The organism is Gordonia sp. NPDC003422 (assembly GCF_053588675.1).
In genome coordinates this window covers 31,912-52,982 of the sequence record NZ_JBSFQL010000025.1, presented here as the reverse complement: position 1 = coordinate 52,982, position 21,071 = coordinate 31,912, and the positions used below count along the sequence as shown (strand labels likewise).

General features: G+C 64.6%; 24 protein-coding genes. 6 read left to right on the top strand and 18 right to left on the bottom strand.

The features are described 5' to 3' along the window. Positions 1-14: 14 nt before the first annotated feature. The 7 genes from ACWDTF_RS19565 to ACWDTF_RS19535 form a co-directional block, all read right to left on the bottom strand. Complete coding sequence (locus tag ACWDTF_RS19565; RefSeq protein WP_449754915.1) at positions 15-1,502, bottom strand: phytoene desaturase family protein; 1,488 nt, start codon at positions 1,500-1,502, stop codon at positions 15-17. Next, entirely contained in the window at positions 1,499-2,650 is a 1,152-nt protein-coding gene (locus tag ACWDTF_RS19560; RefSeq protein WP_355275577.1) for a glycosyltransferase, read from the bottom strand. The genes ACWDTF_RS19565 and ACWDTF_RS19560 overlap by 4 nt, the downstream gene beginning before the upstream one ends. After that, complete coding sequence (locus ACWDTF_RS19555) at positions 2,637-3,446, bottom strand: carotenoid biosynthesis protein (RefSeq protein WP_449754914.1); 810 nt, start codon at positions 3,444-3,446, stop codon at positions 2,637-2,639. Before ACWDTF_RS19555 ends, ACWDTF_RS19560 begins: the two co-directional genes overlap by 14 nt. Before the next feature lie 8 nt (positions 3,447-3,454). Further along, on the bottom strand, positions 3,455-4,153 hold the full coding sequence (locus tag ACWDTF_RS19550) for a monooxygenase (protein ID WP_449754913.1): 699 nt from the start codon (positions 4,151-4,153) through the stop codon (positions 3,455-3,457). After that, positions 4,150-5,277, bottom strand: a complete 1,128-nt coding sequence (locus ACWDTF_RS19545) for a polyprenyl synthetase family protein (protein ID WP_240857095.1) — start codon at positions 5,275-5,277, stop codon at positions 4,150-4,152. The genes ACWDTF_RS19550 and ACWDTF_RS19545 overlap by 4 nt, the downstream gene beginning before the upstream one ends. A 66-nt stretch (positions 5,278-5,343) precedes the next feature. Continuing rightward, complete coding sequence (locus ACWDTF_RS19540) at positions 5,344-6,702, bottom strand: FAD-dependent oxidoreductase (RefSeq protein WP_433254641.1); 1,359 nt, start codon at positions 6,700-6,702, stop codon at positions 5,344-5,346. A 31-nt stretch (positions 6,703-6,733) separates the two neighbouring features. Beyond that, positions 6,734-7,975 (bottom strand): NAD(P)/FAD-dependent oxidoreductase, encoded by a 1,242-nt coding sequence (locus tag ACWDTF_RS19535; RefSeq protein ID WP_355275585.1) that lies wholly within the window; start codon positions 7,973-7,975, stop codon positions 6,734-6,736. A gap of 228 nt (positions 7,976-8,203) precedes the next feature. Here ACWDTF_RS19535 and ACWDTF_RS19530 point away from each other — a divergent pair, with 228 nt between their 5' ends. Next, the gene (locus ACWDTF_RS19530; RefSeq protein WP_449754912.1) at positions 8,204-8,674 is read left to right on the top strand and encodes a VOC family protein; all 471 of its coding nucleotides are present in this window, start codon (positions 8,204-8,206) and stop codon (positions 8,672-8,674) included. On the opposite strand, the gene ACWDTF_RS19525 is transcribed toward ACWDTF_RS19530, so the two are convergent. Together ACWDTF_RS19525 and ACWDTF_RS19520 are read right to left on the bottom strand one after the other, a co-directional pair. Continuing rightward, positions 8,663-9,244, bottom strand: coding sequence for a dihydrofolate reductase family protein (locus tag ACWDTF_RS19525; protein WP_355275587.1), 582 nt, complete (start codon positions 9,242-9,244; stop codon positions 8,663-8,665). The two genes, ACWDTF_RS19530 and ACWDTF_RS19525, sit on opposite strands and share 12 nt — an antisense overlap. Before the next feature lie 64 nt (positions 9,245-9,308). Continuing rightward, a complete protein-coding gene (locus ACWDTF_RS19520; protein ID WP_240857091.1) occupies positions 9,309-10,187 on the bottom strand; it encodes a DAPG hydrolase family protein in 879 nt (292 codons plus the stop codon). A gap of 305 nt (positions 10,188-10,492) precedes the next feature. Between ACWDTF_RS19520 and ACWDTF_RS19515 the strand changes: the two genes are divergently transcribed. Then, positions 10,493-11,107, top strand: coding sequence for a DUF3616 domain-containing protein (locus ACWDTF_RS19515; protein ID WP_449754911.1), 615 nt, complete (start codon positions 10,493-10,495; stop codon positions 11,105-11,107). 49 nt (positions 11,108-11,156) lie between these two features. After that, the gene (locus tag ACWDTF_RS19510; RefSeq protein WP_240857089.1) at positions 11,157-12,488 is read left to right on the top strand and encodes a glycosyltransferase 87 family protein; all 1,332 of its coding nucleotides are present in this window, start codon (positions 11,157-11,159) and stop codon (positions 12,486-12,488) included. On the opposite strand, the gene ACWDTF_RS19505 is transcribed toward ACWDTF_RS19510, so the two are convergent. The 7 genes from ACWDTF_RS19505 to ACWDTF_RS19475 all read right to left on the bottom strand — a co-directional run bounded on the left by ACWDTF_RS19505 (position 12,463) and on the right by ACWDTF_RS19475 (position 17,878). Then, entirely contained in the window at positions 12,463-13,329 is an 867-nt protein-coding gene (locus ACWDTF_RS19505) for an SGNH/GDSL hydrolase family protein (protein WP_449754910.1), read from the bottom strand. The genes ACWDTF_RS19510 and ACWDTF_RS19505 overlap by 26 nt on opposite strands. Positions 13,330-13,385: 56 nt before the next feature. After that, positions 13,386-15,023, bottom strand: a complete 1,638-nt coding sequence (locus tag ACWDTF_RS19500; RefSeq protein WP_449754909.1) for a hypothetical protein — start codon at positions 15,021-15,023, stop codon at positions 13,386-13,388. A gap of 54 nt (positions 15,024-15,077) precedes the next feature. Next, complete coding sequence (locus ACWDTF_RS19495) at positions 15,078-15,548, bottom strand: M23 family metallopeptidase (protein WP_449754908.1); 471 nt, start codon at positions 15,546-15,548, stop codon at positions 15,078-15,080. Positions 15,549-15,575: 27 nt separating this feature from the next. Continuing rightward, entirely contained in the window at positions 15,576-16,328 is a 753-nt protein-coding gene (locus ACWDTF_RS19490) for a hypothetical protein (protein ID WP_449754907.1), read from the bottom strand. Between the two features lie 81 nt (positions 16,329-16,409). Then, a complete protein-coding gene (locus ACWDTF_RS19485; protein ID WP_355275601.1) occupies positions 16,410-16,877 on the bottom strand; it encodes an SRPBCC domain-containing protein in 468 nt (155 codons plus the stop codon). Between the two features lie 9 nt (positions 16,878-16,886). Continuing rightward, positions 16,887-17,534, bottom strand: a complete 648-nt coding sequence (locus ACWDTF_RS19480; RefSeq protein WP_449754906.1) for a dihydrofolate reductase family protein — start codon at positions 17,532-17,534, stop codon at positions 16,887-16,889. Beyond that, positions 17,531-17,878, bottom strand: a complete 348-nt coding sequence (locus tag ACWDTF_RS19475) for an ArsR/SmtB family transcription factor (protein WP_449754905.1) — start codon at positions 17,876-17,878, stop codon at positions 17,531-17,533. The genes ACWDTF_RS19480 and ACWDTF_RS19475 overlap by 4 nt, the downstream gene beginning before the upstream one ends. A 110-nt stretch (positions 17,879-17,988) precedes the next feature. Here ACWDTF_RS19475 and ACWDTF_RS19470 point away from each other — a divergent pair, with 110 nt between their 5' ends. The 3 genes from ACWDTF_RS19470 (at position 17,989) to ACWDTF_RS19460 (ending at position 19,492) form a co-directional block, all read left to right on the top strand. Then, complete coding sequence (locus tag ACWDTF_RS19470) at positions 17,989-18,507, top strand: hypothetical protein (RefSeq protein ID WP_355275606.1); 519 nt, start codon at positions 17,989-17,991, stop codon at positions 18,505-18,507. A gap of 40 nt (positions 18,508-18,547) precedes the next feature. After that, positions 18,548-18,907 (top strand): VOC family protein, encoded by a 360-nt coding sequence (locus ACWDTF_RS19465; protein WP_240857081.1) that lies wholly within the window; start codon positions 18,548-18,550, stop codon positions 18,905-18,907. A gap of 123 nt (positions 18,908-19,030) precedes the next feature. Beyond that, complete coding sequence (locus tag ACWDTF_RS19460; protein WP_240857080.1) at positions 19,031-19,492, top strand: SRPBCC family protein; 462 nt, start codon at positions 19,031-19,033, stop codon at positions 19,490-19,492. A gap of 427 nt (positions 19,493-19,919) precedes the next feature. Here ACWDTF_RS19460 and ACWDTF_RS19455 read toward each other — a convergent pair whose 3' ends face one another. Then, positions 19,920-20,375 carry a hypothetical protein gene (locus tag ACWDTF_RS19455; protein WP_240857079.1) on the bottom strand — a complete coding sequence of 152 codons (456 nt, stop codon included), beginning with the start codon at positions 20,373-20,375 and terminating at the stop codon, positions 19,920-19,922. Positions 20,376-20,421: 46 nt separating this feature from the next. Continuing rightward, on the bottom strand, positions 20,422-21,000 hold the full coding sequence (locus ACWDTF_RS19450) for a TetR/AcrR family transcriptional regulator (protein WP_449754904.1): 579 nt from the start codon (positions 20,998-21,000) through the stop codon (positions 20,422-20,424). Positions 21,001-21,071 lie beyond the last annotated feature (71 nt).

The following is a 21,071-nucleotide window of genomic DNA, read 5'->3' as shown; positions in this document are numbered from 1 at the left end:
GATCGGGTGGTGGATCACGCCGGACCGATCAACTCTGCGACGATTCGCGCCGACATCATCACCAGCGGCAGCCCGCCTCCCGGGTGGGCCGAGCCGCCGACGAGGAACAAACCCGGAACCGGCGAAGCGTTGCGTGGGCGTAGAAAGGCTGCGCGGGGACCGTTGGACGACGTGCCGTAGATGGATCCGCCTGGGATCAACGTGCGGCGTTCGAGGTCCGCAGGTGTCAGAACATCGTAATGCCCTATCCCGGACCGGATGTCGAGCCCGCGCTCGGCCATGAGGGTGAGGATGTGTTCGGCGTACTCGGGGGCGACGCCGCCGGCATCCCAGTCCATCCCGGCACCCGGATCGTGGCGCGCCGCGTTGACCAGGACGAACCATGCGCCGGTTCCGGGGCGCGGAACTGTCGACGGATCGTCGGGAGCGGACAGGTAGACCGTTGGTCGCTCGACGAGCCGCGGTGGTCCGTTGCGTCCGAACACTGAATCGAACTCGGCGTCATAGTCTTCGGCGAAGAGAACATGGTGGTGGGGCTGGTCGGCCGGTGGGTGGTCGACGGCGAGCATCAGGACGAAACCGGACAGCGACGGAGCCGCGCGACGTATGCGGCGCAGCATCTTCGAGGCCGAACGTGTGCGAAGTAGTGTCCCGTACATCTGCTCGGCATCGGTGTTGGCGACCACCAGAGCGGCACGGCGGTGCGTGCCGTCGGCCAGGATCACCCCGTTCACGTGGCCGCGATCACCGACCGTGATCTCGGTGACGGCACATCCTGTCTCAACAGTCCCGCCGAGTCGTTCGAACCGATCGCGGATGGCGGTCGCGATTCGGCCCAATCCACCTGGCACATACCATGATCCCCAGGCCTGCTCGGCCCACGGCACCGCCGCCAGCGCAGCAGGTGCGCGCCGCGGATCCGACCCGGTGTACGTCGCATACCTGTCCAACAGCATTCGCAGACGCGGGTCGTGGAGATACTGCCGGCCCAGCCCGCGAAGCGTCTGCCACGGTGCGATGGTGGCGACGTCTGCAGGTCTCGCCGCACGCAGCATGGTGCTCGCCCCGATCGGGGATTCGAGGAAGGTGTGGTGGGTGAGGTCCCAGATCGATTGCGCACGTTGGAGAAATGCGATCCATTGGGCCCCACGCCCCGGTCCGAGTGCGGTGTCGAGGGCGTCGGGAATCGCCGACAGCTCGCCAGGGAGATCGAGCTGCGTTCCGTCGGGAAATCGGTATCGAGCTGCGATGTCGAGGCGCGCCAGGGGCAGCACCTCGTCGAGGGCTGCGCCGCCGGCCGCGAACAGATCTCGGAGGATCTGTGGCATCGTGACCAGCGACGGTCCGGTATCGAAGACGAATCCGTCTCGTTCCTCCACGCCGAGCTTGCCGCCGATCCGATCGGACTGCTCGAGGACCGTGACGCGATGACCCAGTGCTTGCAGGCGCAGCGCTGCCGCAAGACCGCCGACACCGGCGCCGACGACGATGACGTCCGTCATCTGTTCGCCGTCACCGCTCGGCCCTTCCAGCGCAGCACTCCTCGTCGCTGCGCCACAAGGGAATCGGCGGTGAGCGCCGCAAGGACGACTACGGACATCGGATGCACCGCAGCATCAGGCCACCATCGTCCGCGCGTCGTGGTCGCGACGATCGACCTCGACGCCACTCCGGCAAGGTAGCCGACGAGTCCGGTGCGTGAGCCGCACATCATCGCGATCGCCGGCAGCACGTAGGTCATCCCGAGTAGACAGGTCACGGCTACACCGCCGGCGGGCGAACCGAACGCCGACCACAACGACTTGCGGTAACCGTGCCGCAGCTCTCGACCACCGTCGTACATCCGGCACGTCGCGACGCGACTGCCCTCGACGACGACCCCGCGCCCACCGGACCGCTTGATCGCGCGGAGTAGTGCTATGTCTTCGAGTACCTCGCCACGAACCGCGTGGTGACCACCCGCGCGTCGGTACGCGTTGGCGTCGACGATCAAGAACTGTCCGTTGGCCGCGGACAGGGATGGGCGCGGAGTTCTCTCGGCGAGTCGAAGCGGCAAAGTGCTCATCCACGACCACTGCAGCAACGGCTGCACGAGTCGCTCGGCCACGGTGTCGGCTTGCTGTCGGGGATAGGGACTGATCAGGTCGAGGCCGGTATCGCGCATCAACGCGATCGAGGCGACGAAAGCGGCCGGTTCGACGCGGACGTCGGCGTCGACGAAGACGAGAACACCGTCGCGCGCATATGAGTCCGAATCCACGGCGTGGGCCGCCAACTGTGCACACGCCCACGGTTTGCCAAGCCAGTTGGGCGGCGTGGCGGAGCCGTTCACTGCCTCGATGCGAGGGTCGTTCGCTGCAGCGTCAGCAACCAATTCGCCGGTGCCGTCCGTGGATTCGTCGTCTAGCACGATCAGGCGACCGCGACCGGGCCACCGATCCAACGCGGCGCAGATCGACGCAACGCATCCTGCGACATGGTCGACTTCGTCGCGGACCGGGAGCAGTACAGTGATCGGCTCGGGGGCCGGGTCCGAGTGCGGGTTGGGCCGACGAACGGTCACGGCGTTATATGCCGTCAGCACCAGCGATCCGACAGCTGCAGCGCTGCCGATGGTAACGGCTCCGTGCCATAAGTCACTTGCGCACACGGTTGTTCCCTCGGATCAGGGTGACGATCAACGGTACGGCGACTGCGCCCATCAGCACTCCGCCGACGAGTGCTACGGGCGGGCGACCGAAGAACACGGCATGGGCGACAACCGACGAGAAATAGGTCCACAGGTAGACCGTGATGGGAAGCGCGTCGAGGCTCGACGGACCGATCAGTCGATCCAGAAGTGTCATGATCACCAGCGACACGAGGATCCAACCGGCAAAGTTGGTCAACGGGATGCCGTCGACGCCCGGGATCGACGGTTCGGTGTTTTCCCAACGCCAGTAGCCCTGGTCCACCATCTGCGGGTCGAGGAACACGTCCCATGCGGTGAGTGCGAGCGCCCCGACAATCGGAGTCGCCCACCGGTGCCGCGAGGTGAGGCGGCGAGCCACCACCAGAGCCGGCCAGGCCATCATGATCCAGGCCATCGGCACGATCACCGGTACACCGAGCAGCTCGGGCCCCAGCGTCCCCGTGTACTCGTAACCGCCGAACGGAAATCCCGTGTGGACGCCGACCGATTCGGCCGCCAGACCGCCTGCGCCGGCGACGGCCGCCAACGCAACCGCTGACGACGGGCTCACAGTCGACGCCACGTGGACCAGTGCCGCTGCGCTGAGGAGTGCGACGCTCATCATCGTCAGTGTCAGTGTCCCGCCATCGGTGAACGGGAACACGGTTTGCACGACGACGGTCGCGGCGAAGAGCAACCAGGCGACCGACACGACGCGTCCGGTGCCACTGGCGGATCCGCGGGTATCGCCTGTCGTTCCCACGCGTGATGACATGTACCGGGTCATGGGGTGTATCCCCGGTAGGTGCCACCGATGTCGACGACCGCGAACCGCGCGAAGAGTTCCTCCGCATACCAGCGCTGCGGAGTCGTGCGCCGGATCGCAGATACGTGTGCCGGTGTGCGATAGGCGAATTCACTGAGCGCGTGCGACGACTCCCAGATGGAGAATGTTCCCTGCAGGCCGATCGGCGCCTCCCCGATACCAAGTGCCATCCGCAGACCGCGGGCGTCTGCGAGTTCGGCGACCACCGGTGGCACGGCCCGCCAGAACGACATCGCCCGCGTCGGTCGTAGCCGGGCGCGGGTGATCGCTGCAACGGGCCCGGTCCAGTCGATCACCGGACGGCGACCCACCTCGAACGGTTCGCGCCGGGCCCACCGTCCTCGGCTCGACAGGGGTCGCAGTCGAACAACGAGTTCTTCAGCGCAGTTGTCAGTCCACGAACGAAGTGGGCGCGACGTGGCGCCGGCAGCTGCTGCCGCGGCGTCGTCCCATACGGTGAGCAGCGCCCAGTGGTGCGGGTCGGCGTCGCGAGGGGTGAACGTTCGAGCGTTACCCGTTCCCATCAGCTTGCCGAATCGCAGGCCGGGGAGTCGGCGCACTGCCGGTCCGTTGCCGGCCATCCGCAGCATCGCGGCGAACGCACTGTTGACCCGCCAGATGCGGAACTCGACCACCTGTGGACTCGGGCGGTTCACGACGTCCGCCACACGCACCGAGAGATCAGTTGCTGCAACGCACTTCGACTTGTGTCGTCGATCGGCAGCCCATCGACTGCGCTCAACGCGTCGGCGGCGAGTTCGTCGATCCGCCGCTCGACATGGTCGACCGCGCCCGTCTGGCGGAGCACGTCACACACGGCGTGCAGGTCCTCGTCGGTGATGTCTGGATTGCCCAGGGACCGTTCGATTTCGGCGAGTTGCGTGCGGTTCGCACGGTCGGTTGCGACGGCGACCAGCAGCGTGCGCTTGCCCTCCCGGATATCGTCGACAACCGGTTTACCGGTCTGTGCGGCATCGCCGAAGACGCCAAGAAGGTCGTCGCGCAGCTGGAATGCCTCACCGGCTGCGAGTCCGAGCGATTCGTACGCGATCAACAAGTCGTCGCTCGCGCAGCCGAGCACTCCACCGAGGCGAAGTGGCTGGGCCACCGTGTATTTGGCGCTCTTGTAGTGCAAGACGACGCGGGTACGAGCCATGGAGGTCGATGGCAGCGTCTGACCCAGGACGTCGAGATATTGTCCGGCGACCGTTTCGTCGCGCATGGTCGACCACACATCCCGGGTACGGTCCCGAACAGCCGGTGACAGTGTGCGGACGGCGTCGGTGAATAGATCATCGGACCAGGTCAGGCAGAGGTCTCCGGCCAGTATGGCGACGGCTTGCCCGAACGCTTCCGGGTCGCCCGCGAGCCGGTCGGTGACGTGGCGGTCGGCAAAGTGGCGATGTGCCGTGGGCATGCCCCGGCGCTGGTCGCTGTGGTCCATGACGTCGTCGTGGATGAGGGCCGCCAGGTGAAAGAGCTCGATCGCCGCCGCCACCCCCACCGCTCCGGCCGGCAGGTCACCACCGGCAGCCCCCCGCGCGCCCCACAGGCACAGCAGAGCGCGCAGGCGCTTGCCGCCCGTCAATGCGCAGTTCAAGTAGTCCGCGAGTGGATTGACGTCGGAGTGGATCGCGGCCAGTCGGTCCGTGTGACTCCCTACGTGGGTGCGCAGCACGGCGTCGACGGACGCAGCGTCGTCGGCTGCGCACACATCCGTCGCCCGGTCATGGATTCGGCTGGGCGACGGTGGGCTTCCGGTAGGCAACACATCCTGCATTCGGAGCCGCGTGGAAAGTGGATGGGCGTCCCAGGTCCGGCGATCAGGATCGAACTGTCGAACCGCTCAGCGGACCCACAAGTGGTCATAAGGCACTTCATGACCCACGATGTTCTCGGCCGCACGGTGCCCCGATTTCAGAGCTCCCGTCACTGTCGCCGGGTCCTCGGTCCAGGTCGCCTCACCGGCCAGATGGAGAACGTTGCCGACCGGGGTGGCCAGCGCATCGTGGTCGTTGCGGTCCGAGCCGACAGTCATGTACGCATATGAGCCCCGCGAGCACGGATCATCCTGCCAACGTGTGACGTGCACCTGATCGGGTTGCTCCACCCGCTCGCCAAAGAGCCGGCGCAACGCGACGAGCACAGAGTCCACGATTTGCGCGTCCGACCACTCGCGGACCGCCCTTGCGCACGGGCCGGCGGCAAAGGTCAGTAGCGTCGGCGTTCCGTGTACAGCGCTCAGGTCGTACCAGGAGTGCCACCATCTGCCTGCCTCACCCTGCTGGCGGATCGCGTAAACGCCGTCGTCCCAGAACTTGTGCGGAAAGCGGAGGAAGACTTTCTCAAAGGCGTTCATCTCCAGTCGATCCAGTGAGTCCGACACAATGTCGGGTAGTGGGGGCTCGATGGTGAACCCACTGGATTTCAGTACTCCGACCGGCACCGTGACGACAATCTGGTCGGCCGCGAACGTGCCGTGTGCGGTCTCGGCCGAAGCGCCGTCGTCTGCCCAGAGCACCCGCGTGACCTCGTGGCCGAGCCTGACGTCGAGTCCGTCGGCGAGCCGCGTCGCGAGCACGTCGTAGCCGTCGGGGAACACCACCTCGTCACCGTCGATCGCGTCGTCGTCGAGGCCGTGCGCGTCGAGGTCGTCGAACCACGCGCCGTACTGCTCTTCGGTCCGATGCTGCATGAATTCGCGGACTCGCATCGAGCGATGCTCATCCCAATCCAGCTGCGTCAGAGTGGTTTCGACCACCTGTGCAAAGGAGCTACCCGGTGGGGACGTGGCAATGGCCTTGGCGAGATGTCCATTGAAGGTGTGGATCGTCCCCGCGAAGCGTGTGGCTTCGTCATCGGTCAGTCTGGTGCCTTGGGCCGAGTAGTAGGCGATGGGCCTTCCATCGGGTTGGTAACTGCCGACCGTGAATTCGACGGTGCGCATCCCTAATGCGTTGACCAGGTCGGCGAGCGGATTGTCGTCGATTCCGTGAATCCACGACGCGCCGTGGTCCACCAGGCCATCGCCCATGCGCGACGTCCAGACCCGGCCGCCAACGCGATCTCGGGCCTCGAGAACCACGACGCTCTGTCCATCGGAAGCAAGGAGCCGGGCAGCTGTCAGTCCGGCGATTCCCGCACCGACAACCACTGTGTCGAAGTGTGTCACCATGACTCCGATCTGTCGGTGGAGATTCTCCACCAAGACGCAGGGTGTTTGTCGCGCCTTCCCGTCAGTTGGACTCGGACCGTCCGACGAGATCGCGCAACTTGACCGAAGGATCCGCCAGCGCATCAAGGTCCACCGGAGCGCCGCTGCGGATGAGCTTCTTGCCGGCGTTGAAATCGGACGGCGCATTGATCGCTTCGACGGCGACCACATTGCTCCCCGGTTGGATGTGGAAGAACGACACCGCGTTCTTACCCGGCGTCGGACGGGTCACGACGGTCACGTCCGGGGTCGTCAAACCCGCGATCTTGAGTTTGAGATCGAACTGATCCGACCAGAACCATGGCACCTCGTGGTCTTCGGGTTCGTGACCGAGGATGGCAGTCACGGCGTGCCGGGCGTGTTCGGTTGCAGCCGGAATCGATTCGAGGCGGCGCAGGCCGTGGTGTCCGGCGACCGGACGTCGGGCGACGTCACCGATCGCGAAGATGTGCGGGTCGCTGGTGCGACCGTATTCATCGGTGATCACACCGTCGTCGTACTCGAGGCCCGCCGATCGGGGGAGCTCCTCGTCGGGTGCCGCACCGATGCCGACGAGGACGGTGCCGCAATCGACCACGGTGCCGTCGTCGAGAACCACGCCGGTCACTTCGGCGCCGTCGGTCCGTAGATCTGAGACCGACCGGTTGGTGAGGATCGTGGTGCCTCGCTCACGGTGGTAGTCGGTCAGCATCGTCGACAATTCGGCGCTGGCGACGCGCGCGAGGATGCGACTCTCCCGTTCGATGACGGTGACGTGCATGTCACGGCTGCGGGCCACGGCCGCCACCTCCATGCCGACGTAGCCGCCACCCACGATCGCGAGTTCGCCGCCACGGGTCAGCGACCGGTTGAGGGTGGCTGCGTCGTCGAGGGTGCGCAGCGTCATCACGGAGGTTGTGCCCTCGGGTGTGCCGGGCAGTGCGCGTGGGTGAGAGCCGGTCGCGAGCACCAGGGTGTCGTAGCCGATCTCGGTGCCGTCGGCGAGGACGACGATCTTGTCGTCAGGCCGGATCGCCGTGGCTCGGGATCGGGTGCGGATCTCGATCTGGTTCTCGGCATAGAACTCGGCGGGACGCAGGAGCTGCTGCACCGAGGGACCGTCGAACTTCTTCGACAGCGGGGGCCGATGGTAGGGAAGATGCTGCTCGTCGCCGATCATGGTGATCGGTCCGGTGAAGCCGGACTGTCGCAGCAGCGCGGCCAGACCGGCCCCGCCATGTCCTGCACCGATGATGACGACGGACTGGTCGGTGTGTGTGGTCATGGCTTCTACGTTAGAACCTGCGATTCGAGGCTAGGCGAGCTCACTCCTGATTCGCCTCGGCGCCGCGGTCACGCAGGGCACCCGGACTCTCCCCGGTCTCTCGCTTGAACGCGCTCACGCACGACAGCCGACAACGCATCCATGCCTCGATCAACCCCGGACGAACTCACAGCAATACCGGACGTTCACACATTCATTCTGCGCGTGCAAATCCTTAATGTCGCTGACATGAGTACTCAGACGGAAACACACCCATTGATCACCGGAATCGCTCAGGTCAAACTGCCGGTCACCGACCTTCCTCGCAGCGTGTCCTGGTACTGCGAGGTACTCGATCTGCGGCACTGGATCGAGTTTGTCGAGGAGGGCGAGGTGTGTGGTGCCGGACTCATCGACCGCAGCGGCGCATTCAACATCGCACTCCGGCTACGCCAACGCTGCGCCGGCCACCCGGTCCTCACGGGTTTCGACGTCGTCGCGTTCACTCCTTCCTCGAGGTTTGCGCTCGACGTCCTGGCCGGGCGGTGCAGCCGTCTCGGCGTGACGCACAGCGGGATTGCCGACGGGCCCGAAGGCTCGAGGCCGGACATACCGGATCCCGACGGAACCGTGCTGCGGTTCTATCACTTCACCGCTCCGACTACGGGCTTTACGACTGTGGAGGCGACACCAGAAGGCATGGTGGCGTCAACCGTGTAGGCGCGGCCGGTAGGTCAGCTCCAAGGTCCGACCGTCGAAGATCCGATTCTCGAGAAGCTCCAAGTCGAAGTCGGCCGCACCGGCAAAGATCGGCTCCGTTCCAGTCTGACCGGTGATGGCCGGGAAGATCGTCAACTGGATGCGGTCGACGAGGCCGGCGGCCATCAGTGAGCGATTCATTGACAGGCTGCCGTGCGATCGAAGCGGAACCGGCGACTCCGCCTTCAACCGAGCGACAACGTCGGTGGCATCGCCGCTCTTGAGGGTGGCGTCCGGCCAGTCGAGGGGCTCGTTGAGTGTCGACGACACCACGGTGGTCGGAGACCGTCGCATTCGCGCAAACCAGTCGTCGTCCTGCAGAGTGGCGAAGCCGGACGCGAGCATCTCGGCGAAATCACGATACGTGTTCGCGCCGAACACCATTCGTTGTGGCGCTCCGTACATCGCCCGACGATGCTCGATGAACTCGGGACCGTCCTTGCCCCAATAGCCACCCCAGTCGCCGTGCTCGTTGAACGACCCGAAGCCGTCGAGGCTGGCGAAGATGTCGAATGTGTATGTGGCAGGCATGTTGTCACCTTTGGTGTCGTTTGGCTGATGCGCTACAGGGTCCGACTGGCCAACGAGCCGAAACTCATCGCGGGTGGGTCTCTTCCGCTCCAGGCCCGAACTCCCGGTACAAATCGGGCAAGATGCTTGCCAGATGGGTGAATTCGATCTGGTCGTGGAGCAATTGTTCATATGCCAGACTTTCTCCGGCGAGGCGTGCCTTGAGGCCCGTCGCGGTGGCGAGCCGGTCGATGCTGACAGTTCGCTTGCCGGTGCCCAGGACCAGGTGATCGGCAATCCAGTAGCGCGACCGCAGTTCGAATCCGTCGTCGGTGTCGCGTGCGAGGTGAACCATCGACGCGGTTCGCAATCGCGGGGTGCGCAGGTAGACGTTCGCGCACGCATGGGCATGAATGTTGGCTCTGGGCAGGGCATTCACGTCGATTCCGAACGCCGACGGTTCGACGAAGGAGATCGCGAGCTTCTGCAGGTCCGCACCGATGTACTCGTCGACGTGGTGGGTGTTGCCGACGTAACGTTGCTCGTCGCCGAGATCCGGTGCGGTCAGCACGTCGCGGTTCTGCGCGAGCGCACTGATGTGGTTCCACGGGTACCAGAGGGTGTAGCGGGCAGGTTCCACCGAGTGCCACCAGAACCACCACCGGAACATCTGCGCGGTGGCGCCCGGGAAGTGGGTGAGGCTCGCGGTGTACCCGGTACCGTCGGGAAACGCGCAGTATCCCGTTTCCCCATCGAGGTAGCCCGGTTCGAGCAACCGATTGAGGTCGTCGCCGACTGACAATGCGTACGCGGGGTTCATTGGAAACTTCAATGCGGGCAATGCCCGGTCCGGTAGAAAGAGTTCGTCGCGAAAGAAGTGGGCATATGGTTTGTCCGCGACCAGTCGTCGGTTCACCGTCACCTGGCGCTGCGTGGCCGGTGGGTAATACGTCACGGGAATCATGGTGGCTCCTCCGATCGATCCGAGGAGAATGATGCCGTGCCCCATTCCCGCATCACCTCAGTTCCCTTGGATCCGCGGCCCGATGGTTCGGTGTTCAACGCGTCGGGGGTCGTCGAAGTGGGACCAGGACGGTTCCTCTTCGTCGACAACCATGATCCGGTGGCGCTGTTCGAGATCACCCTCGACGCATCGGGCCCTAGAGCAGACCAGTCCAAGAGCGTGCACTTGCTGGATCGGCCGCCCACGACCTCTCCGATCCCGAGGGTCTCGCCCGCATCGACGTCGACGGCGAACTGCAGGTGATCGTGGCATCGTCGCTGGCACGCACCAAGAAGTCCGTACACGACGGGCTGATCCGGGTGTACTACGCCGAGGATGGCGGCTTGCGATCGGAGGCGATGCCTGGTTTTCGTGAATGGCTGCTCGACGCGTATCCCGATCTGGTCGACGCCGCCGAAACGAGACTGGACGATGGTGGTCTCAACATTGAGGGGCTGGCGTGGGACTCGAAGGAGCAGTCGCTCATCTTCGGCTTGCGATCACCAGCCGACCGCGACCGGGTCAGGCTGTTGCGCGTTGGGCTCGATCCGACCTCATCCTGGAGCACGTCGTCACTGACTGCTGGGGGTGACATCTGGCTGCAAACATCGAAAGCCGAAGGTGCACAGGGTGTCCGGGATATTTCTTTCGATGCGTCGCGTTCCGAGTTTCTGGTTCTGCTCGGAGGACCAGTGCGTCGCAAGGACAGCCGCTTCAGGCTGTGCCGCTGGGACGGAATCTCGGAATCGTTGATCGACTTCGGCGTCGACTTCGACCCGTCGATGAAACCCGAAGGCATCACGGCATTTGTGGCCGGCGAGCATCGCCGCGCCCTCATCGTCGACGACGCAGGCGGGTACGCCACCATCGAGCTACCCTGACGCGTCGGGTGTCGCGTAGGTGCGCGTCATACAGACTAAAGTCCTGGTCATGAGCGTCGTCGACCGCACGGCCGTCACATCCGACCCGGATCGTGACACCAAGAGCGTGCCGTGGTCGATGGTCATCGCAGCCGCCATCGGTGCGGTCGTCACAATCGTCTACAACCTCGTTCTCGGAACCGTGAGCGGACCGAGTGGACTCTTCGGTTCTGCGACCGACATCGAGGTCTACCGGGCCGGGGCGCAACAACTCTGGTCCGGTGACGCCGTCTACGACGGACCACTCGTCACCGTCGGGCCCCTGGAATTGCTGTTCACCTACACACCCTTCGCGGCGGTGGTGTTTCTGCCGCTCGCCGCCCTGGGCAGCCTTGGCCTGGATTGGGTTGCCTACCTGGGCAACGCGATCCTCATCGCCGCGGTGATCGGACTCTCGATGCGGCTGCTGGGCTACCGGATGTCCGCCTCCTGCGGATGCTTGATGGCTGCCGGAAGCGTGGCACTTCTGTCGCTGGAACCGGTGCGTACCTCCTTCGCCGCCGGTCAAATCAATCTCCTTCTCGTGGCGTTGATCATCTCCGATATCGGACGACGCAGCGGACGACTGCGAGGTGTCGGAGTGGGGCTTGCCGCAGGCATCAAACTCACGCCGTTGATCTTTGTCGTCTATCTGCTGGCGACCCGGCAGTGGCGCACTGCCGCCACCGCGCTCGCGACTTTCGCCGTCACCGTCGTGGTGGGATTCGCGGCGATGCCCGTCGACGCGTGGCACTACTGGACGGGCAAGGTCATGCATTCCGAGCGGATCGGCGTGATCGACGGAATGGCCAACCAGTCGGTGAACGGTTTCGTGTCCCAGATGTTGCGGCTCGCCGACGCCGAGAGCTACCGCGACGCCGGCGGAGCCTTCGTCGCACCGGGGTGGATGTGGTTGCCGATCGCGGCAGTGGTCGGCGGGGCCGGCATCTATGCCGCACGCGTCGCGCACGATCAAGGCCGTGAACTGCTTGCGCTGTCGATGGTCGGGATGACGGGTTGCGCAATCTCCCCGTTCTCCTGGGGGCATCACTGGGTGTGGATCGTGCCGCTCCTGCTCGTGACGATGGACCATCTGTGGACCACCGGCACCCGCCCCACATGGGTCTGGCTCGCGCTGGCGGGACTGCTGGCGGTCACCTTAGCGTGGCCGTTCCCGCTGTCCGGCGGGCGGGGCTACGACATCGGGCTGTTCATGATGCCGCGACCCGAGGACCCGACGTGGTGGCAGACGATCGCGTTCGTCGTCGTTTGCGGCAGCTACCTGTGGCTGTTCGTTGCGACTGTGCTGGCGATCGGGCGCAGTCGACGCGGCGCTGTCACCGGCGGGCAACTGCCGCGATGACGGCCCTCGCCTGGGCGTGCGCACCACCGATGTTTGGGTGCAGCGGCGCCGCGAGCGAGAACGCCGGATTCGACGACACAACCCCCACGAACTCCACGTAGCGGGTCGGTGCCGGAGTACACACGTTGTGTCCGATGCTGGGCGTGTAGGTGTCGACGAGTTGCGCGTTCTGGTGTCGCGCCGCGGTCGCCAGCATCGCGTTGAGTTGTCGGAACTTCTGAGTGAACCAGGCCGAGTCCATCGGCAAGACCGGGACTGTCGGGAAGCAGCCTCGGCCGTTGTCGGGGACCGCCTCCAGGTAGTTGACGATCAGAATGCGGACGTCACGGGCGGCTCGTGCGCGCACCGCCGTGATCACTGCCTCGATCTTGGGTTCGGCGACAGCGAAGGCGGCGGTGATGTCGTCGGCCCCGCCCCTGACGTGTGCGGCTTTGCAGGACCTGTTGGTCAATCCGTACTCGACGCATTGCTGCGCGAGCGGTATCAGCCCCGCGTCGTTGCCGCCGATGCCGATCGTGACCAGGTTGATCTCTTTGGTGATCCGGCTGAGCTGAGGCCGGTTGATTCCTATCGGGGTGCGCTGCGCCTTGGTGGCATGGGCCGTCGTCGCTCCGCCGCATGACGCGTCGACGAAGGTGCCCAACTGGTGTTGACGTCGCAGGAAGCCGACGAGTTGGCGTGGGTAGTTGGTTCTCGATTGGAAGCATCCGAGCGGGGCGAATGTCGAGTCGCTTCCACGGTCGTATCCGGTGGCCGCGGTGTAGGAATCACCCAGTGCCACATAGTTGTAGGTTCTGGCCGCGCCGGCCGACGGTCCTGCGATCATGATTTGCGCGGACATTGCTGCGATGATCGCCACGAGGGCAGCGAGTGTTCTCGCGCGCGTGGGTCCGAGCATCAGCGCACCACCAGATCATGTGTGGTTGCACTGAGTGTGATCGGCGCGATCGGCTTGCCGCGCATCCAGGTGGCGACAAACCGCCTCAGAGCGGGATCCCCGGCCCGATGGGCAAAGGCCTGCTTCGGTATCTCGATGGCGCCGACGAGGTGACGGGGCGTCGACGTCAGCCCGGGCAGACTCGGGGTCATCCGCATGCCGTCGGCCGTGTGCAACAGCACGGGGATACGCCTGCCGCCTGGTGCGATGACAACGGCGTCACGTGTGGTGACGGCAGGGTCGAAGTGGGTGACCGCCAAGCGGTACTCCGACGGTGCCGCGTGCATCCCGAGTTGGTCGAGCGATCGTGGGTCGACAACGCTGTACGGCAGACCGATGTCGATGAGGAGTTGACCGTCGACGAGGGTACGTCGCGAGGGGAGTGATGCGGTCAGGTTCCACGGCCTCGGTGGTGCGAGGGTGAACGCCGATCGGTCGCCGGCCGAATTCGCGATGGGCCGTCCCAGCAACGGCGTGTTCGTCTCCACAAAGATCCAAGACGGTGAGTGGATGTGCTTGCGCCAGTATCCGTTTCGCCCATTGCGCCGACCTTCGACGCGAAGTTCACGATCTTCGACGCCAGGCCCGAGGGAGAAGACGGTGATCGCTGAGGTGATCTCGCCGGTGATCTTGGGTTGATGGGTCCAGCCCGGCGCGGGTAGCTGGACGGCGGCCGTGGACCGGTCCACATACTCCTGCGTGAGTGTCGCGGCGCTTGGTTTGCCCGTCTGAGGCTCCCAGCTGTACCGGAAGAATACGGAATCCGAACCTGAGGAGTCGAAATCGAAAGTCCGCGTGTACATGTCGCCGTAGCGATTCATCACGAAGGTGGTTGACGCGGCGGCCGAGAGCGCCACCGACCGGAACCGGCCACCGAGCGGACTGCCGATCTCGTAGCTGTCGTCGTTGGGCAACCACGGGTCGGCGTAGGTGATACGGCTGCCATCGCCGGTGAGAGCCGGGATCATCGTCATCTTTGCCGAACCGGATGGATGCACGCGTCCGGCGATGTCGGCGTACACGCGGTTGTTCGTCGGCGACGTGACGCTCAGTGCCCAACCTCCGACACGGCCGTCGGGCAGCGTCCGACCCGATCCCAACCACAGCGGCGAACCCCAGGCCGACGTCCAATTCCACAGCACCGGCCCGTTGGTGACGTTGTCCATCGTGTAGATCCATCCGCTGCGACCGACGCCGACGAGTTCGTCGTCGTCGACCGAGATGGCCACGATGTTTCCGCGCAGGCATCCGGGGAGCGGGACGACTCGCCAACCGCTCGTCGCGCTGCGCGGCCTGGTCAGCAGCTGCGCATCGACGAGCGCGAACTCCCAGTACCGATTGAACTGGGTGTGGTTGGAGCGCAGGTCGATCCGCACCGGCGCGTGGGTCCCGCGATAAGTCGGGAAGGCCGCCAAACCCGTGCGGCCGCCGGTCGAGGCAGGCCCGGGAGGAAGTTGTGCGGTTCCAAACGGTACGCAGCCGGCCGGGGCGGCCGCGGCCGGTGTGGTGGCGATCCCGACGGTTGTGACACCGATCGTCAGCGCTGCGGCAAGGGCGGTGGCACGCAACGTGCGACGACGAGACCGGTGATCGGCCATAACAGACTATGCCACCGATCAAGGAGCACAGAGCTCCGATTGTGGACTCTGACTTCAGGACGACCCCGGGAAGTTCACGACGTCCAGATCGATGGGCATGGCATTGGTGACCGACTTGTTGACCGGTTCGGCCGCGTAGGGGACGGGCCCACCGGTCGTCGCCAGCGCCTCCAGCTGTTCGTCGGACTGCAGGCGATGAGCGACCGTGAACTCCTTGAACTCGTAGGGAATGCCGGAGGACCGCAACGGATCTGGTCCGTTCATCGTGTGGAAGTGCAGGTGAGGTGCGTCCGAATTGCCGCTGTTGCCGAGCAGGCCGATGACTTGCCCGGCGCTCAGTTTGTCGCCGACCTTGACCCGCACACTTCCCGGCTTCAAATGTGCGTAGAAGGCGTAGACGCCCTCGGAGATCATGGCGACGACGTGGTTGCCCCCGTACTGATCGAGTTGCAGACCGGTCGGATCGACGCCGGGTGTTTGGTCGGGGAGGTCGTCGACCACGCCGACCACCGTGCTCTGAGCCACCGAATGGATCTCGGCACCGTAGTACGGCTATGACGCGAGATTTGACCGGTCGCCGACGAACAGCTTGCCCGCGGCGTCGAGTTGTACCCAGTCGATCGCGAAACGTTCTGCAAGCCAGAGCCTTCCGTTGATCGGGTTGGCGGCCGTCCGGTGTGCGCTGGGTATGCAGCAGCCGTCGCCGTTGAGCCATCCGGCTCCGTGAAGGGGCGGGTCCAGTAATACGGCCTTCTGCTGCGCGACAGTCACGGTGATCGGTTCGGCGATCACCGCGGGCACCAGCGGCGGCTGCGGCTTGGTGGGTGCCACGGTCAGAATGTTGGACAGCGAACTCGGCGCGGCCGTACCGTCTGGGAGCGCAACGTCGAGGGTGAGTCGGGCGTATTCGCCGCCGGCGAGTTCGAGGCCGGGTTGTCCACTGCCCCTGCGCATGATTCCGGTCAATGCGGTGCCCTGAAGGTCGAGCAGCTTCTGCCCGGACGCGCTGACCTCGAGCGAGCGAACAGCGACCGGGTCCGACATCACGTTGGTCAGGAGCAACTCGTAGGCGAGGTGGGTCTTGCCATCGGAGCCGACGACCGGAATCGGATCGTCGATCGCGTTCGCGGTCACGGGGGTGAGGACGTCCGCCGCGGTGTCGGCGGTCGTGCTGCCGGTGACCGACGACGGCGTGGACTCAGACGATTCCGACGAACACCCGGCGATGGTCAGGAGCACTGCACTCCCGAATGCGATGGCGGCAATGCAGCGGGTGCGTGACCTTCTGGGCGTGATCGCTCTCATCTGTGCTCCCAGTTGTTCGAGCCCGGCCCGGACACTGATTCTTCCACCTCACGTGTGAGAGATAAGTGGATCGGACGAAACTCACCGTCCGCCGAGATAGTGGTCAAGGGCATCGAGCAGTCCGCGGGTGCCCACTTCGCGGTTGGGTCCGTCAGCCCAGAACTGGTCGAAGAACACGCCGTGCTCTGCATGGGTGAACGTGGTGAGGTCCCCAATCGGGTCGAACTCCAACGACGCCACCGACGTCGACATGTGAACCCCGTCGATCCACATGTCGTAGGTGGTCACGATGCGGTTGTGCTCGACGATGTCGGTGTAGGTCGCCTCGTATCGGGATACCGGGCCATCGTGGAATTTGCCTTCGGCGACGTCGCGTCCACCGACACGGAAATCGAAGATCCATTCGCCGGGCTCGATGGCATCGCCGGCGCCCCACCATGCGAGCTTCTCCTGCTCGACGGCAAACGCGTTCCACACGCGCTCGACGGGGGCAGGGTAGTCGCGCGTCAGGGTGAACTCGGCACGGGCCAGACGACGTTCACTGGTCATGATCGTCTCCTACCGCGCGAAAGTGACGTGGATCGTGCCACTCTCGGCCACTTCCGTTGTCACCTTGTGGGTGGTGTCGAGGCCCGGCAGGTCATCCCACAGGTGAGTTCCGCGACCGAGGATGATCGGTGCGACCATGAGGTGCAACTGATCGACGAGTCCGGCCGTCACGAAATCGCGGATGACGCCGACGCCACCGCCGACGCGAACATCCAAACCTCCTGCAGCGGAAGATGCCTCGGCAAGGACATCATCAAGTGGGCCGTTGCGGAAGTGGAAGGTGGTTCCGCCCTGCATGGTTATCGACGGCCGGGGTGCGGTGTGGGTCAGGATGTAGACCGGTGTGCCGAACGGTGGTTCGTCGCCCCACCAACCTTTCCAGTCCGGGTCGTCGGGGAACGTGTGCAGGCCGAACATGGCCGCACCCATGATCTCGGCGCCGATCCCTTCGAAATGAGCTTGGGCGTAGGAGTCATCGACTCCGGTGGTTCCGGTACCGCTGGTGTCACCGAAAACGCGCTCGTGAAACGTGCGCGTGGCAGCCCAGGCGGCGGTGAGGCGCGCCCAGTCCTCACCCATCGGATTGTCCGGGGACAGGCCGGCCGTGGCGGTCCGGCCATCCAGCGAGGTGAACATATCGACGCGAACGACTGTCATGTCAGATCTCCTTCTTTTCCGGCGGTGCGGGTCAGGTGGATGCCGAGTCGGTCGGCCTGGTCTTCTGCGGGTGTCCGCAGTTCGCCGAGCCATAGATGCAACGCGTCAAGGGCGCCCGGTCTCAGACTGACGGTGCGAACGCGACCTTGCTTGTGGGACAGCACGATTCCCGCCTTTTCGAGGATGCCCAGATGCTGCATGAACGACGGCAAGGCCATGGGGAAGGGTGCCGCGAGCTCGGACACCACGGCCGGGGCCTTGGCCAATCGTTCGACGACGGCGCGTCGCGTCGGGTCCGCGAGAGCGCGGAGCAACGCGTCGACGTCTTCGTCATACTTAGTCATATACCTAAGTATTGCTCTATGGCCCCGGCGCGTCAAGAAGGGCATGTCCGAGGCTCGCTCGCTGGTGGATTACGTGGTATCAATGATTACAAGTAATCAAGGAGGTCGCCATGAGTGACAGTGAATCAGCGGTATCCGGATGGCTTACGGGACGCTTGCCGGACGACCTGTTCACCAGCGCCCCCGAGGTCCGGGTGGACCGCGAGGAGATCACCATCATCGGAACCATCGATCCGCCAGATGTCGAGTCCGGCGCCGAACCTGTCGATCAGCGACAAGCGGAGGCCGGCCGGATTGCACGGTTCCGGGAATCGACCCGGGACAAGCGCATCGAGGTTGCTCAGGAGGCTGAGCGCCGATTCGGCCGCAAGGTGGCTTGGGGCGTGCGCTGCGGCGACTCCGCCGAACTGTTCACTCACCTCGCCGTTCCGGTGATGACCCGACTACGGCAGCCACAACGCCAGGTCTTGGACACATTGGTCGCCGCGGGAGTCGCCCGTAGCCGCGCGGACGCGTTGTCGTGGTGCGTGAAGCTCGTTGGGCAACATACGGATTCCTGGCTCGGCGAGCTGCGCGAGGCCATGAGCAAGGTCGACGAGGTCCGTGACGCAGGCCCATCGGTCACCTGATCGTGGTCTCTCTGCGTGCTGTGGAGATAGTCTCGGAGACATGGCTGTCACTGGAATAGGCGGGCTGTTCTTCCGTAGTCGTGATCCGCAGGCTCGAGCCGCGTGGTACTCCGAGCATCTCGGCATCGGCGCGGGCGAGGATGGCCAAGGGACGGTGTGGCAACAGGAGTCGGGGATGACGGTCTTTGCTCCATTCCCTGCTGACAGCACCTACTTCGCGGTCGAACAGCCCTTCATGCTGAACCTTCGGGTCACCGATCTCGACGATCTGGTTGACCGACTCGAGTCGGCGGGAATCGCAGTGGAACGAAATGCCGACTGGGACAGCGAGATCGGGCGGTTCGCCCGGATTCACGATCCCGAAGGTCTACCGATCGAACTCTGGGAACCGGCCGAGTAGGGCCTCGTGCTCGCGGCAGATGATCGGACGGTCTTGGTGTCGGGCTTCGGGGTGGAGCTTGCCCGCTCGACCCCCACAACCTGCATCGTTGCCCATTCGCCGATCTTTGGGCACGGTGGAGGAATGAGCGAATCAACGAGTATCACCGTGGAACGAGTCATCGACGCACCCGTCGACCGAATCTTCGATGTCATCAGCAATCCGCGCCGACACCTCGAGATCGACGGCTCGGGTTTCATGCGAAGCATCGAGCATGCCGACCGGATACAGGAGGTCGGGGAGGTGTTCACCGTCAACATGGACGGGCCACACATGGGCGGTGAGTACAAGACCGACAACCACGTCACGGGGTACGCGAAGGACAAGCTCGTGGCATGGAAGACCGCGCCGGCGGGAACCGAGCCACCCGGGTGGGAATGGTTGTGGGAGCTGGAATCGCAGGGACCCGATGCCACCCTCGTCCGCCACACCTACGACTGGTCGAAGGTCACCGACAAGGATCTCCTGCAGCAGGTCGGCTTCCCGTTGGTCTCGAAGGATCAACTGGAGGACACTCTGAATCGACTGGCGGCTGCTGCTGGCTGATCAGCAGAGTTCGGTAGCCGGGCCTCTGACCTGTGCAAATACGCATGCGTCGTGCCGAAAAATCTAGGGGAAGAACTTCCTCCCCTAAGTTCCCAGTCCTCCCCGCGAAATTTCGCGCGGAGGACTCCAAGGGTAGGGGAGGAAACTTCTTCCCCTACTTCTTGTGCGGCCCAAGGCCGGACGACCACCCTCGCCCGAGTGCTCGTCGGCGTGTCGTGAACCCAGAAACTGCGTGTCGGGTCAGAAACCCGATGCGCGCCAGCGGTTTCTGGCCGCATGTGCGTTTTCTTACCACAAACGCGGTTTCCTGAGCGCGGCCGCGCTCTTCCCACCTCCACGATCGCCGACGACGTCGGCAGGTGGGTCGCTGACTCGCAGGCACGCCAGCTCGTCTCCGACCTCAGTGCGCCGGATCCGGCGATCTGAGTCAGGATCTCGGACCCTCGTGGGTGACAGCCGGCGCGCTGATGCAGCCAGTTCGGAAGTAGAAGGTCTGTACTGCTCCGCTGGTGGCACCCTGTTCCGTCAACGCCCGGCTGACCATCTGTGCTGCCGCACAGTATCGCCCTCCCGAGATATGGCTGCTGATCGCCTTCGTGGCGGCCACGGCGGTCTTTCTGCCGGCCGAGTAGTCACGCGCGGCAGCGTGGGTCATCCGGTTCATCGTGAGATCGCGGTATCCATAAGCGGCAACCTCGGCGTCGCTACTGGCATCGGTGATCCGACCCTGGGATTCGTCAGGCGAAATAGCCTGTGCAACACCGAAACCGGCGGCAGGTGCGAGGCTGCCGAGAGTGACGAGCGCAGCCGCGATCAACGGTCCAAGAACTCTGCGCGGCATGGCTTTCACGAGGTGCACCTCTTGACGTCGTTCGGAATGCATCCGTTCACAGTATCGTCGCCGATGACGGTGAATGCGGCTCGGTCACCTAACGGGGTGCCACCCACCGACGCAGGTAGCCGCGGAGTTCTGTGCCCTCACGCGGTGGATGCCCCGGGTTGACGATGAACGACTGCAGCGTACGCAGCATGTGTTCGACGAGTTCGTTTCGATCGTCTTCGGTCCATCCGCTCCAGTCCACATCGAAGCCGTCGACTATCGACCGGCCCAGGGCGACGGCCTCGGGCGAGGTGACTGCGGCGATGACAACGTTATCGGTGCCTGCGGTGAAGAGAAGTTCAAAGCGTTTGCTCGAGCGAAGCATCTCGAGGGTGACCGCGATGCTCTCGACGACAGCCTCCGAGACATTGCCGATACCGGCCAAGGCCGACGCGAGGTCGTCGAGAAACTCGACACTCGAATGCTCCGCGGCGGCGCGAACCAGTTCATCGCTGTTGGCGAAGTAGCGGTAGATCGTCTGCCGAGTGACCCCGATTCGCTTTGCCACTTGAAGAATTGACGGATTGGGCGAGCCCTCGTCCATGAGCTCACAGGTCGCACGAAGTATCCGCTCGATGGCTTCGGAGTCGGACGCAGGGGTGTTTCCGCCCCAACCGTGAGTACGCATCGCTCCAGTCAACCAGGACTGGTCGACGCGATCGACCAGGCGAATGCGACTAGACAGTCAACTCAAAGAGT